This window comes from Arthrobacter sp. Y81, from assembly GCF_002929335.1.
Lineage (GTDB): Bacteria > Actinomycetota > Actinomycetes > Actinomycetales > Micrococcaceae > Arthrobacter.
On record NZ_PJIL01000005.1, the window covers coordinates 162,771 to 176,292 of the forward strand.

At 66.4% G+C, this 13,522-nt stretch carries 12 protein-coding genes; 6 read left to right on the forward strand and 6 right to left on the reverse strand.

Going from position 1 to position 13,522, the window contains the following annotated elements:
- The first annotated feature begins 78 nt into the window (after positions 1–78).
- The gene (locus CXQ91_RS09040) at positions 79–2,055 is read left to right on the forward strand and encodes an amino acid transporter (RefSeq protein ID WP_104173582.1); all 1,977 of its coding nucleotides are present in this window, start codon (positions 79–81) and stop codon (positions 2,053–2,055) included.
- Between the two features lie 46 nt (positions 2,056–2,101).
- Here CXQ91_RS09040 and CXQ91_RS09045 read toward each other — a convergent pair whose 3' ends face one another.
- Positions 2,102–2,677, reverse strand: coding sequence for a helix-turn-helix domain-containing protein (locus tag CXQ91_RS09045; protein ID WP_104173583.1), 576 nt, complete (start codon positions 2,675–2,677; stop codon positions 2,102–2,104).
- 297 nt (positions 2,678–2,974) lie between these two features.
- Here CXQ91_RS09045 and CXQ91_RS09050 point away from each other — a divergent pair, with 297 nt between their 5' ends.
- Positions 2,975–4,498 (forward strand): sodium:solute symporter, encoded by a 1,524-nt coding sequence (locus CXQ91_RS09050; protein ID WP_104173584.1) that lies wholly within the window; start codon positions 2,975–2,977, stop codon positions 4,496–4,498.
- Between the two features lie 115 nt (positions 4,499–4,613).
- Here CXQ91_RS09050 and CXQ91_RS09055 read toward each other — a convergent pair whose 3' ends face one another.
- Positions 4,614–4,850: a hypothetical protein gene (locus CXQ91_RS09055; protein WP_104173585.1), complete on the reverse strand. Its 237-nt coding sequence runs from the start codon at positions 4,848–4,850 to the stop codon at positions 4,614–4,616.
- A gap of 258 nt (positions 4,851–5,108) precedes the next feature.
- Here CXQ91_RS09055 and CXQ91_RS09060 point away from each other — a divergent pair, with 258 nt between their 5' ends.
- Both CXQ91_RS09060 and CXQ91_RS09065 read left to right on the forward strand, forming a co-directional pair.
- On the forward strand, positions 5,109–6,284 hold the full coding sequence (locus CXQ91_RS09060) for a VIT1/CCC1 transporter family protein (RefSeq protein WP_104173586.1): 1,176 nt from the start codon (positions 5,109–5,111) through the stop codon (positions 6,282–6,284).
- A 53-nt stretch (positions 6,285–6,337) separates the two neighbouring features.
- Positions 6,338–7,192 (forward strand): matrixin family metalloprotease, encoded by an 855-nt coding sequence (locus CXQ91_RS09065; protein ID WP_104173684.1) that lies wholly within the window; start codon positions 6,338–6,340, stop codon positions 7,190–7,192.
- Between the two features lie 38 nt (positions 7,193–7,230).
- Here CXQ91_RS09065 and CXQ91_RS09070 read toward each other — a convergent pair whose 3' ends face one another.
- The 4 genes from CXQ91_RS09070 to CXQ91_RS09085 form a co-directional block, all read right to left on the reverse strand.
- Complete coding sequence (locus CXQ91_RS09070) at positions 7,231–8,361, reverse strand: LOG family protein (RefSeq protein ID WP_104173587.1); 1,131 nt, start codon at positions 8,359–8,361, stop codon at positions 7,231–7,233.
- 120 nt (positions 8,362–8,481) lie between these two features.
- Positions 8,482–9,255, reverse strand: coding sequence for an SDR family NAD(P)-dependent oxidoreductase (locus tag CXQ91_RS09075; protein WP_104173588.1), 774 nt, complete (start codon positions 9,253–9,255; stop codon positions 8,482–8,484).
- Positions 9,256–9,282: 27 nt separating this feature from the next.
- Positions 9,283–10,653, reverse strand: a complete 1,371-nt coding sequence (locus tag CXQ91_RS09080; protein ID WP_104173589.1) for an MFS transporter — start codon at positions 10,651–10,653, stop codon at positions 9,283–9,285.
- Positions 10,654–10,862: 209 nt separating this feature from the next.
- Positions 10,863–11,570 (reverse strand): FadR/GntR family transcriptional regulator, encoded by a 708-nt coding sequence (locus CXQ91_RS09085; protein ID WP_104173590.1) that lies wholly within the window; start codon positions 11,568–11,570, stop codon positions 10,863–10,865.
- 190 nt (positions 11,571–11,760) lie between these two features.
- On the opposite strand from CXQ91_RS09085, the gene CXQ91_RS09090 reads away from it, so the two are divergent.
- Both CXQ91_RS09090 and CXQ91_RS09095 read left to right on the forward strand, forming a co-directional pair.
- The gene (locus CXQ91_RS09090; RefSeq protein ID WP_104173591.1) at positions 11,761–12,573 is read left to right on the forward strand and encodes a gamma-glutamyl-gamma-aminobutyrate hydrolase family protein; all 813 of its coding nucleotides are present in this window, start codon (positions 11,761–11,763) and stop codon (positions 12,571–12,573) included.
- 189 nt (positions 12,574–12,762) lie between these two features.
- A complete protein-coding gene (locus CXQ91_RS09095; RefSeq protein WP_104173592.1) occupies positions 12,763–13,503 on the forward strand; it encodes a GntR family transcriptional regulator in 741 nt (246 codons plus the stop codon).
- Positions 13,504–13,522 lie beyond the last annotated feature (19 nt).

A 13,522-nucleotide genomic window follows, 5' to 3' on the forward strand; every position in this document is an offset into this window, starting at 1 on the left:
TTCCCGGGCCTACGCTCCAATCAGGAGCAGCACCACGGTCCTCAGGCGGCCGAAAGCCACGCTGCGCGAAAGGATACCGTGACCACGCTCACCCGGCCGCCCGCCGACCCCTCCGACAGGTTCAAACGCAAGCCCCATCGGCTAAGGGCCTGGCTGCTGGAGGGCATGCCCGAAGGATCCGGCAAACGGCAGGGTCCCCACGGCCAGCCGCAGGCGAACCACACACCCCAGCCCTGGTGGAAAGTCATGTGCCTCACCGGCGTGGACTACTTCTCCACCCTTGGCTACCAGCCCGCCATTGCCGCGCTGGCCGCCGGAATGGTCTCCCCCCTGGCAACCGTGGTCCTGGTGGCCGTCACGCTCCTGGGCGCCCTGCCGGTGTACCGGCGGGTGGCCTCGGAGAGCCCCCGCGGCGAGGGATCGATCGCCATGCTGGAGCGGCTGCTGCCCCGGTGGGGCGGCAAGCTGTTCGTGCTGGCGCTCCTGGGGTTCGCGGCCACGGACTTCATGATCACCATGACGCTCTCGGCTGCGGATGCCAGTGCGCACGCCATCGAAAACCCGTTTGCCCCCGACTTCCTGCATGGCCAGGAAGTGGCGATAACGCTGGCATTGATCGCAGGCCTGGGCGTGGTCTTCCTCCGCGGCTTCAAGGAAGCCATCAACGTGGCAGTTGTCCTGGTGGCGGTGTTCCTGCTGCTCAATGCGGTTGTGGTGTTGGTAGGCCTCGCCCATGTGTTCAGCGAAGCCCACGTGGTCACGGACTGGTGGGCCGCCCTTAACCAGCAGCACGGAAACCCCCTCGTGATGATCGGCATCGCCCTGCTGGTTTTCCCCAAACTCGCGCTGGGGCTCTCCGGCTTCGAAACGGGAGTGGCAGTCATGCCGCAGATCCAGGGCAGCCCGGACGACACTGAGGCCAAGCCGACCGGCCGGATCCGCGGCGCGCACAAGCTCCTGACCACAGCCGCCCTGATCATGAGCGGGTTCCTCATCGCCTCCAGTTTCATCACCACGTTCCTGATCCCGGCAGCTGAGTTCGAACCGGGCGGCAAGGCCAACGGCCGGGCGCTGGCCTTCCTGGCCCACCAGTTCCTGGGCGACGGTTTCGGAACCGTGTACGACCTGAGCACCATCGCCATCCTCTGGTTCGCCGGAGCCTCGGCCATGGCAGGGCTCCTCAACCTGGTACCCCGGTACCTCCCGCGCTTTGGCATGGCACCCGCCTGGACCCGGGCCGTGCGGCCCCTGGTGCTGGTGTTTACCGCTGTTGCTTTCCTCATCACGCTGGTCTTTGAGGCCAATGTGGAAGCCCAGGGCGGTGCATACGCCACCGGCGTCCTCGTGCTGATGACATCAGCCTCCATCGCCGTCACGCTGTCCGCCCGGCGCAAGCAGCAACGCGGCCGTACGGTCGCGTTCGGGGCGATCGCCGTCGTCTTCCTCTACACCACTGTGGCGAACGTGGTGGAACGCCCCGACGGCCTGAAGATCGCGGCGATGTTCATCCTCGGCATCGTGGTGGTGAGCTTCGCGTCGCGCGTCAGGCGGTCCTTCGAGCTGCGCGCCACGCACATCCGGCTGGACGAACAGGCCCTGGAGTTCATGGCAGCCAGCGAGGAGGGCCCCATCCGGCTGATCGCGCACGAGCCCAAACGCTTCAGCGCCGCGCGATACCAGGCCAAGCTGGAGCACGCAGAACTCGCCAACCACCTGCCGGTGGACAGCGACGCGATCTTTATCGAGATCCTTGTGGATGACAGTTCGGACTTCGAGCAGGAACTCCTGGTCACGGGAAAGGTCCGCCACGGCTTCCGGATCCTTGAAATCCACAGCAACAACGTGCCCAACACGCTGGCGGCCGTGCTGCTGCACCTTCGCGATGTCACGGGACTGATGCCGCACATCTACTTCCGTTGGACCGAGGGGAACCCGCTGACCAACCTGACGCGGTTCCTGCTGTTCGGCGAGGGCGAGATCGCGCCCGTCACCCGCGAAGTGCTGCGTGAGGCCGAGCCGGACGTCACCCGCCGGCCCTGGGTCCACGTGGGCTGAGCCACGCCCCGCTGAGCCACGCCCCGCGGAACCAGGCCCCGCGGGGTCAGCGGCTGGCGGCCGGGACCAGCACCCAGAGCACTTCGACGGCGTCGTCCGTGGGGTTGATCCAGGTGTGCGGCTCCCGGCCGGGGAACGTCACGGTGTCGCCGGAGCTGAGCTCGTATTCCTCATTCGTGAGGATCAGCCGGATCCGGCCGTTGATCACGTGGAGGACATCGACGTCGCAGTCCACGGCGTAGAGTTCGGATTCACCGCGGCCGCGGGGCTCGATCACGGCCTGGATGATCTGGACGCGCCGTTCCGAGCGCGCCGTCAGCAGGCGCTCGATGATGCCCTCGCCGCCCAGTGAAATGCGCGGTCCCTCGTCCTTCTTGGTGAGGTGGGTTTCCGGCGCGGCAAACAGGTCGCCGATGGAGATGGAGAGCACCTGGCACAGCGTCACGAGCGAAGCCACCGACGGCGACGTCAGGTCGCGTTCAACCCTGCTCAGGAACCCCTTGGTGAGGCCAGTGGCGTCTGCCACCTGCTCGATAGTGAGCCGCTGTGACTGGCGGGCAGCACGAATGCGCGAACCGATGGCAACTGGAATGTTGCTCGGTTCAACTGGTAGAGCCTTCATTAACGAACCTTTCGCAGCCGGCCGCACGGCCCCATCGCTGGAGCCATACTAGCTGGATACCCACCTTGTGACGCGGGAACGGGCCGTTGGTGTCAGACGCACCTTGACTGTTACCGCCGTCACAACTACTCTTTTAGGCAACAAGTGTTGTCTATTAGGCAATCACGCGAGAATCACCGAGTTACCATCAGGGATCTCCCCCTGCATCAACCGCAACATAGCAGCGGATTTCCGGCACTGCGCTGACGCTCCCGCGAATTCCCGCCCTGCTGCCAATCAGCTCCAAGGAGCATTTTCATGGACGCAAATTTCGTCAACATCGCCATTGTGGTGGTGTACCTGGTCGCCATGCTGGCCTTCGGGTGGTGGGGTAAGTCCCGTACCAAGAACAACAGCGATTTCCTGGTGGCCGGCCGCAGGCTTGGCCCGTTCCTTTACACCGGCACCATGGCCGCCGTGGTCCTTGGCGGCGCCTCAACGGTGGGCGGCGTGGGCCTCGGCTACAAGTTCGGCATCTCCGGCATGTGGCTCGTGGTGGCCATCGGCAGCGGCGTGCTGTTGCTGAGCCTCCTGTTTGCCGGCACCATCCAGAAATTGAAGATCTACACGGTGTCGCAGATGCTGACGCTCCGCTACGGCAGCCGGGCCACGCAGACCTCCGGCATCGTGATGCTGGCCTACACGCTGATGCTGTGCGCCACCTCCACCAGCGCCTACGCCACCATCTTCGTGGTGCTGTTCGGCTGGGACCGCGCCCTGGCCATCGCCATCGGCGGCGCAATCGTCCTGGTGTACTCGACCATCGGCGGCATGTGGTCCATCACCCTTGCGGACCAGGTCCAGTTCGTGATCAAGACCGTGGGAATCTTCTTCCTGATGCTGCCCTTCACACTCAACGCGGCGGGCGGCCTGGACGGCATCCGCAGCCGCGTCGAAGACAGCTTCTTCCAGATCGACGGCATCGGCATCCAGACCATCATCACCTACTTCGTGGTCTACACCCTCGGCCTCCTGATCGGCCAGGACATCTGGCAGCGCGTGTTCACCGCCAAGACCCCCACTGTTGCCCGCTGGGGCGGCGCAACGGCCGGCGTCTACTGCATCCTCTACGGCGCGGCCGGTGCCCTCATCGGCCTGGGCGCACGGGTGGCGCTCCCGGAGATCGACGTCGCCACGCAGGGCAAGGACGTTGTCTACGCCGAGGTGGCGCAGAACCTGCTGCCCATCGGCATCGGCGGCCTGGTGCTCGCAGCGGCCGTCGCCGCCATGATGTCCACCGCCTCCGGTGCTCTCATCGCAGCCGCAACGGTGGCCCGCGCCGACGTCCTCCCGTTCGTGGCCAGCTGGTTCGGCAAGGACGTCAACACCGATGACTCCGACAACCCTGAGCACGACGTCAAAGCCAACCGCATGTGGGTCCTTGGCCTGGGCGTTATAGCCATTGTCATCGCCATCATCACCAAGGACGTGGTGGCCGCGCTGACCATCGCCTACGACATCCTGGTTGGCGGACTCCTGGTCGCGATCCTGGGCGGCCTGGTCTGGAAGCGCGGAACCGGTGTTGCCGCCGCAGCCTCCATGGCCGTGGGTTCCGTGGTCACCCTCGGCACCATGATCTACCTGGAGATCAATGCCGCCGCCCCCTTGGACGGCATCTACGCGAACGAGCCGATCTACTACGGCCTGCTCGCCTCCGCCGCTGTCTACATAGCGGTATCGCTGCTGACCAAACCCACCGACGCGCACGTTATGAAGAACTGGTACCGGCGCGTTGCCGGCAACGCTTCTGAGGAAGAGCCGGTTCCGGCGCTCGCCAAGTAGAACTGGCCAAGTAGAACCGCAAAAACAGCGCACGACGGCGGTGCCTCCCCTGCGCGGGAGGCGCCGCCGTCGTGCGTTTACAGCCTGCCGTCGTGCGTCTACAGCCTGGGGTGGCTCACTCCTCTTCCACAGGCTCAGGGAATTCTTCACCGTTTAGAGGCACCACGGGCTTTTCGTCGCCGAGGAAATCCTCCTCGACCAGGGGAACACGCCGGCCGGCCTCTTCGAGCAGTTCCTCTTCTTCGGTCTCCACTGCGTCATCGATCGGCGCGTCCTCGGCAAAGTCATAGGCGGGATCGGATTCGATGGTGTCGCGTTCCGGCTGGGTGGGCCGTGATCCGGTGGTGTCCATGGTGCAAACCTCCGTGTCTGGTTGTGCGGCCAAGGGCCGGGCCGTGGAAGCACCTGCCCTGGCAATCATCACAGCACCGGCAGTACGCGGGGTCAATAGCCGGTGCATTGCACCCCGCGAAAGCCCGCAAACCACTGCGGTTTTTACGGTCCGCCTAAACTTCCCGGTGAGGACCACCGGCCGAAAATTGGCGTGAAACCGGGGTAGGCTGGACCTGCAATGGGGCCGAACCATGCCCTATCAAGCCCAGGAGTGTTCGTGTCTCAGCACGCTAAATCTGACCGAAACCAGCCCTGCCCCGCCGACACCCCGGCCGCAAGCGCCCCGGAAGTCAACGCAGCAACCACCCCCGCCGCCCCCGGCCACGCCGACATCAAGCGCTGGCGCCAGTACCTTGCCGACGAACGTGCCGAGGCCGCCGTCTACCGCGACCTGGCGCAGAACCGCCGTGGCGAGGAGCGGGACATCCTGCTGGCCCTGGCCGAGGCCGAAGGCCGCCACGAAGCGCACTGGCTCCGGCTCCTCGGCGATCACGCCGGGAAGCCCCGCCCGGCATCCCTCCGCAGCCAGCTGCTCGGATTCCTGGCCCGGCATTTCGGTTCCGTGTTCGTGCTGGCGCTGGCCCAGCGCGCCGAGGGCCGCTCCCCTTACTTCTCGGACCCGTCGGCCACGCCCGCCATGGTTGCCGACGAGCAGATCCACGAGGAAGTTGTCCGTGGACTCGCCACCCGCGGCAGGAACCGGCTGGCGGGCTCCTTCAGGGCCGCCGTGTTCGGCGCCAATGACGGCCTGGTCAGCAACCTTTCCCTGGTGATGGGGATGGCCGCATCCGGCGTCGGCAGCCAGGTGGTGCTCCTGAGCGGTGTGGCCGGGCTGCTCGCCGGAGCGCTGTCCATGGGCGCCGGCGAATTCATCTCCGTCCGTTCCCAGCGCGAGCTGCTGGCTGCAACGCGGCCCACCCAGATCACCCTTTCCGCCGCCCCGCGGCTGGACATCGAGCACAATGAGCTGCTGCTGGTTTACCTGGCACGCGGGATGTCCCGGGAAGCCGCCGAACACCGCGTGGCGGAACGGATGGGCCTGCTGAGCTGCGACTGCGATCCCAGCCTGTCGCTCCAGCCGGAGCTCCCCGAGGCCGAGGACCAGCATGAGGCGGTGGGCACGGCCTGGAGCGCGGCGGCGTCGAGCTTCTGCTTCTTCGCCTCCGGCGCCATCATTCCGATCATCCCGTTCCTGCTTGGCATGACGGGCGTCGCGGCACTGGTGGTTTCCGCCGTGCTGGTGGGCATGGCGCTCCTGGTGACGGGCGGCGTCGTCGGACTGCTGTCCGGGACCTCCCCGACGAGCCGCGGTTTCCGGCAACTGGCCATCGGCATGGGCGCCGCCGGCGTCACGTACCTCCTCGGCCTGGCGTTCGGCGCGGTGGTGGCCTAGTGGACAGTCCCCCGCCCGGTCAACGGAGGCCGCGGCATTCCGGCCGGATGGGCATGACGGCCCGGATTCTGCGCAACGTGGCCCTCACCGCCCTGATAGCGGTGACGGCGTTTACCGCTGCCGGACTGTTCTACGGCGATCCACGTTTCGTGGGGCTCTTCGAGTTCCGGAACAGCACGGTCCCCAACGGACAGGCCGCGGACCAGCAGCCGGGAACAGCTGCGGAAACGGTTGGGTCCGATGCGCCTCCCCCGGGACTGGAGGAACAGGACTCCCCGCTGGGAACAGCGGACGAGCCGCCTGTCCCCAGCGACTCCTTCAAGTTCCTGGCGATGAACGACGACGGCACTCCCGTGGGCTATTCGCCGTGCCGCCCGCTGCATTACGTGGTCAATGCCGGGCTGGCTCCGGCCGGCGCGGAAGGCCTGGTGGAGGAAGCCGTCGGCACCATAGCCCGGGCCACCGGGATCCGCTTCATCAACGACGGACCATCCACCGAAGCGCCTTCCGAGGACCGCGATCCCTACCAGCCAGAAACTTACGGCGAGCGGTGGGCGCCGCTCCTCATCTCGTGGACCACTCCGGAAGCCTCCCCCAAGCTCAAGGGGCAGGTGATCGGCACCGGCGGGAGCACGCACTACAGTTTTGACGGCGGCCCGAAGACATTCGTCACCGGCAGCCTGGACCTCGACGCACCGCAGATTGCCGGCGAACTCGAGCGGCCCGAGGGCTCCGCCTACGCCACCGCCGTGGTCCTGCACGAACTGTCCCATGTGATGGGGCTGGAGCACGTCGATGACCCCATGCAGCTGATGTACCCGGAAATCGGCACCCCCGACGGCCTCGCCGCCGGCGACCTTAACGGCCTGTACCAGCTGGGCCAGGCGGCCTGCCGCAAGGACCTTTAGCCGGCCGCTGCCAACGGGACCCTGCTAACGGGACACTGCTAATGGGACACTGCGTCGAGGGCTTCCTCCACGGTTTCCACGAGGAAGATCCTGTCCGCCATGGACTTGCCCGCCGCCAGGCTCTGCAGCAAGGGCCACGCCGGATACCGCCGCTTCCAGTGCTCGCTGCCGACGAGCACCATGGGCCTGATGGTTTCGGAGGCTCCGTAGTAGTTCTCGCACGCGTCCTGGAAGATTTCCTGCAGGGTGCCGGCGGACCCGGGCAAGAAGATCACACCGCCTTCGCAAAGCTCCAGCAGGATTGCCTCCCGGATGGCGTTGGCGAAGTACTTAGCGATGTGGGTGGCGAAATAGTTGGGCGGCTCGTGGCCGTAGAACCAGGTGGGAATCCCCAGCGACGGCGTCCCGCCCGGATGGCGTTCGACGACGGCGGCGGCCGTCCGGGCCCACGCGGACACCGAGGGCCGGAAGCCCGGAACGGCTGCCAGCTGGGTCAACGCAGCGTGGAAGTCCGCTTCCGGCAGTTCGCTGAGGTACGCGCCCATGTTGGCGGCCTCCATGGCCCCCGGCCCGCCGCCGGTGGCCACCACCCGGCCGCTCCTGGCGAGGAGCCGTCCGGCGACGGCGGCCTCCATGAAGGCCGGCGTTCCGCGCCCCGCGGTGTGGCCACCCATCACCCCCACCATCGAGCGGCCACCCAGCTCGGAGCGCGTCAGGTCATCCAGGGCGTCGCCGATCGAATGGTCATGCAGCGCCGCGGCCAGCGTGGCATCCAGCCGGTGGCGCTGGCCGGGCCGGATGCTCCAGTGGTAGATCCGGGCGTCCAGCGTGGCCTCGTAGGGCGCACCGGGCGGACCGGAGTAGAGCTCCTGCGGTGAGTAGAGCTGCCCGCGATAGGGGTTGAAGGGGACGGACTCCAGCCTGGGGAAGATCAGCGCCCCGCGGTCCCGCAGCGACTCCTCCACGCCGTCGTCGAAGGTGCAGCCAAGGAAGATCGCGCCCTGCGCGTCCATGCCCTGCAGCGACGCGGTGCGGCCGCGCAGGTCCAACGACTGGGCGTGCCAGCCATGCATGGTGCGGACGCCCGCTTTCACCAGCCGGTCGAAGCTGTCCAGGCTTTCAACCTCAAGGGTTCTGGGGCTTGGGCTCAGGCTCCCGGCGGCGTTCATGCAGTCAGCCTAGTCCGCAGCGGGCAGAGCAGAAGCGCCCCGGCGGAAATCCGCGGGGCGCTTCTGCAGCTACGTTCAGTGGACGGACAGGCGTTCACGTCCGGGCGGGGCCGCCGCGGATCAGGAGACCTGGAGCCCGCCGTTGATGTCGTACGTGGCGGCAGTGATGTAGCCGGAGTCCTTGCCGAGCAGGAAGGAGATCAGGGCCGCGACTTCCTCGCGGGTGCCAACGCGCCCCATCATGATGCCCTCGGACATCTGGGACTTGCGCTCCTCGCTCAGGGTGCCGCCCATGATGTCGGTGTCGATGGGACCGGGTGCGATCGCGTTGACGGTCACCCCGAACTCCCCCACCTCACGGGCAAGGGCGCGGGTGAAGCCGATGATTCCGGCCTTCGACGCGCTGTAGGCCACCTTGGAGTACGTGCCGCCGCCGCGCTGGGCGGAAATCGACGAGATGCTCACGATGCGTCCGAGCTTGCGCTCGATCATTCCCTTGAGCACGCGCTGGGACACGATGAACGTTCCGCGCATGTTGATGGCGAAAACCTTGTCCCACTCCTCCACGGTGGTTTCCATGAACGTCGTCGGCGAGCTGATGCCCGCAAGGTTCGCGAGGGCCACGATAGGCGGCAGGGATTCTTCGATCTCGGTGATCGCCCGGTCCACGGAGGCGGCATCGGAAACGTCGGTGCCAACACCGATCGCCTTCACGGCGCGGTTGGAGCCGATCTCGGCAGCTGCGGCCTTGGCGTCCTCGGCGTTGATGTCCAGGATCGCTATGGACCAGCCCTCGCTGGCCATCCGGTCAGCGGCTGCGCGGCCAATGCCGCGGGCGGACGCCGCTCCGGTCAGCACTACGGTGCGTTCTGCGGGAAATGAAGTGGTTGTCATGAGGTTTCTTTCGTCGGCAACTAGGGGTCAGGAGACTTTGGTGGTGTTCACTGCGGCTGCGGCGGCGACTGCGGGATCGAGGGCCGCGTCGCCTTCAGGGCGCTTCCGTGCGTAAAGGTAGGTAGCCACGGCCGTGACGCACAGGCAGAAGGACAGGAACATCAGTCCGCTCTGGTTGTTGCCCGTGGCGTCCTTGAGCAGGCCAACGGCGTAGGGGGCCACGAAACCGCCGAGGTTGCCCAGCGAGTTGACCAGGGCCAGACCGGATGCAGCTGCAGCTCCGGTGAGCGCGGCGGACGGCATCGACAGGAACGGGGCGATTGCACCGTAGATCCCCATGGCCGAGGCGGTCAGGGCGATCATGGCCAGGACGGGGTTGACCGGGAGCAGGTAACCGGCTGCCAGCAGGCCCATGCCTGCCAGCACCATGCTGACGGCCGTGTGCCAGGCGCGCTTGCCCGTCCGGTCCGCCCGCTTGCTCCAGAAGTACACAAAGACCGCGGCGATGGCATAGGGAATGAGGACAATGAAGCCCACTTCTGCGGTGGAGAACTTGCCCAGCGCTGCGACGATGGTGGGCATCCAGAGTCCGAGGCCGTAGATACCGCAGACCAGGCCGAAGTACAGGGCCGAGTAGACCAGCGTGCGTTTGTCCTTCAGGCCAGCCAGGAAGTTGTGGTTTCCACCCTTGGACTTGGCGGCCAGTTCGGCATCCATGGTGGTGGCGAGCCATTCGCGCTCGTCGGTGTTGAGCCACTTGGCGTCCCGCGGGCGGTCGGTCATCAGGAACGGGGTCAGCATGCCCAGCAGGATGGCTGGGATGCCTTCGATGATGTAAAGCCACTGCCAGCCGTGCAGGCCCATGATGCCGTCCAACTGCAGCAGCAATCCGGACACCGGGGCGCCCAGGGCATTGGACACGGGCTGGGCAAGGATGAAGATGCCCAGGACCGTGACTCGCTGCGCGGCGGGGAACCACAGCGTCAGGTAGAAGAGGATCGCGGGGAAGAACCCGGCCTCGGCCGCACCCAGCAGGAAGCGGATGATGTAGTAGGTGCTTTCACCGTTGACCATGGCCATGGCCGTGGCGAAGATGCCCCAGGTGATGAGGATCCGCGCGAGCCATTTGCGGGCCCCGAACCGGTACATGCCGGCGTTGCTCGGAACCTCCAGGAGCGCGTAGCCGAGGAAGAAAATGCCGGCGCCCAGGCCATAGGCGGCGGCGTTGAGGCCGATGTCCTCGCTCATGGTGAGCTTGGCGAAGCCCACGTTGTTGCGGTCAAGGTAGGCAACAAAGTAGAGCAGGACAATCAGCGGCATGACGCGGCGGCGAACCTTGCGAAGTGTGCGTTCGCCGAGCTCGCCGAGTCCTGCGGACTGCATGGAGAGTGAAGTCATCGTCGACCTTCTATCTGACGGATGCGGCGCCTGAACAGCAGCTGGATCCGATGGGGGATGTTGAGGGGATTCCGTCGATTAGTAACTCAGTCTGATGTCTGACATCTGACGGAAGAGCATGAGAAAGATCATAGGAGGGTGATCTGGGTTACGTCAAGCCTTGCGTGTTTCGGCGGGCGCGCGATTGGGCGGCTCCGCAGCGGGCGACGTCAGGGCTGGGGGTGGTGGACGTAGCGCTCGTAGTCGCGGTACGTCTGGTCCATGTGTTCGTCCATGGTTCGCCGGGACACTTCGGCGTCCCCGCTCAGGATGCCGTCCAACACCTTCTGGTGGTACTCGATGGCGTGCAGCTGGATTTCCGGCACGGCGGAGGTCTCCCGCCGCGTCATGTAGAGCAGCTGTCCCAGTTGCGCGAACAGCGCCCGGACAAAGGGATTGCCCGAGGCTTTCAGCACGGCGTCATGGAACGCGATGTCGGCCTCGACAAAGCGGTCCAGGTCCCCGGCCTCGTGGAAGCGTTTCATGTCCGCGATGCACTCACGCATCTGCTCGGCGTGCTCGGGAGTGTGCCGCTTGGCGGCAAGGGCGGCGGCGCCGGTTTCCACCATGCGCCGCATCTCGATGAGCCCCACGGAGACCTGGTCCGCACCGTTTCCGTGCGACGCGGCCTTGAAGATCGCGTCCAGCCCGGTCCAGTTGTCCGAGGGATTGACGAACGTTCCGCGCCCGGCCTTGACGTAAAGGATGTTCTGCGCCCTCAGCGCTTTGAGGGCTTCCCGTACGGTGAGCCTGCTGACCTCGTAGGCCTTGGCGATGTCGGCTTCGGGCGGGATGGCATCGTGCGGCTTCAGCTTGCCGTCGAGGATGTCGTCGAGCAGGCCGTCGACGAGGTCGTCAACGAGTGTCCTGCGGCCCATCCTGGCTCCTGCCTTCGGTCTTGCCCTCTGCTGCTGGCGCTTTCCACATTACTGTCGAATGCCGTCCGGATCAGCATCACGGCCGGAACCGGCGACATACTTGTCCGGCTTTGCCAGGGCAGCTTCCAGGTTCGCGGAGTGGCCGGGCGGCGCGGAAGCCTAACGGCTTCAGGCTGTTGCAGAATGAATCATGCGCACTCCGCCCCTGCCCTCGCCCGGCCGCCCCCGGATCGGAATTCCGGTCCGCCTCAGCAGCTCCCTGGACCCGGACCCGCGGGTGGGGGAAGCCAACGAGCTGTTCGATTTCATCGTGGACCTGATCCACGACGGCGGTGGGGAGCCGGTACTGCTTACAACGAACTCCGGCGACGGCCGGCTGGCCGAAACGCTCAGGGGGCTCGACGGCGTCGTACTCCCCGGCGGGGGCGACCTTGACCCGCGACTTTACGGCGAGGAGCAGGGCGACGAGTGCTACGACGTTAACCTCGCGCAGGACACACTGGACCTGGAAGTGGCCCGCGGGACCATCGATCAGGGCGTGCCGCTACTGGGGATCTGCCGCGGACATCAGGTCCTCAACGTGCTTTATGGCGGCACCCTCGTCCAGGACATGGCTGTCAGCGCCGTGACACACCATGAGCCCGCGGCCACTGCCGGCGCAGGCCCGAAGGGTGCCGATGAAGCCGGAACCGGCCCTTGGGCCTGGCACGACGTGGACGTGGCCCCGGGCTCCAAGGTGGCCGGACTGTACGGCCCGCCGGGCAGGAGGGAAGCCCTCACGGTCAAGATAGCCTCCGGCCACCACCAGGCGGTGGCCAGGGTCGCGGACGGGCTGGTGGTGACGGCGGTTGCCGGCGACGGCACCGTGGAAGCGCTCGAGGACCCGGACCGCTGGGTGGCGTCCGTTCAGTGGCATCCCGAAGCACGGGAGCTCCCGGCGGAGGAACGTGTCGCCCCGTTCCGTGCGTTTGTGGAGGCCTGCCGCACGCGTCAGCGGGCCTAGCCGGCCAAGGCCGGCCGTTGGCGGGTGACCGCCGCAACATCGGAAGGCATCCGGTTGCCGGTCCTTGGCACCCCAAATCAGCCTGCTATTATCGTCAAAAAGGCAGTATGTCCTATCAAGAGAACATACGCTGACATACGCGGGTTCCCCGGCACCATCGGAACCCCGCGGAGCACAAGGGAGCGCTCAGTGGCGAATCAACTTAATCTCAGCATCGACCGCTCTTCGCCGGTGCCCCTCTACCACCAGGTGGTCCAGGGCATCGAGTCCGCCATCCACACCGGGCTGCTCCCCCCGGGCAGCCGGCTCGAAAACGAAATCGACCTCGCCGCCCAGCTCAACCTGTCCCGCCCCACCATGCGCAAGGCCATGGACGAGCTGGTGCGTTCCGGCCTCCTGGTACGCAAGCGCGGCGTGGGAACGCAGGTGGTCTCCAGCCAGGTCCGGAGGCCGCTGGAACTCTCCAGCCTCTACGACGACCTCACGAACAACGGGAGCAAGCCCACCACCGACGTGCTCAGCTTCTCCCACATCGAGGCCGACGCACCGACGCGTGAAGCGCTCCAGCTTCCTGCCGGTGCAAAGGTCTACCACTTCACCAGGCTGCGCAAGGTGGGCGGCAAGCCGCTGGCGCTGATGGAAAACTGGGTCCGCGATGACATCACCCCCATCGACGAAGCCCAGCTCGGCGCCCAGGGCCTGTACGCGATCCTGCGCAACGGCGGAGTGAACTTCCGGCTGGCCTCGCAACGCATCGGAGCCATGGTGGCCAACGACTACCAGGCGCCCCTGCTGGACACGCAGCCCGGTTCGGCGCTGGTGACCATGGAACGCACCGCGGTGGATGACACAGGCCGCATGGTGGAAACCGGGCACCACGTCTACCGCGGTGACTCCTACAGCTTTGAAATGACCCTCGTCCAGCGCTAGGCGCCAGCGCCAGGCCCTG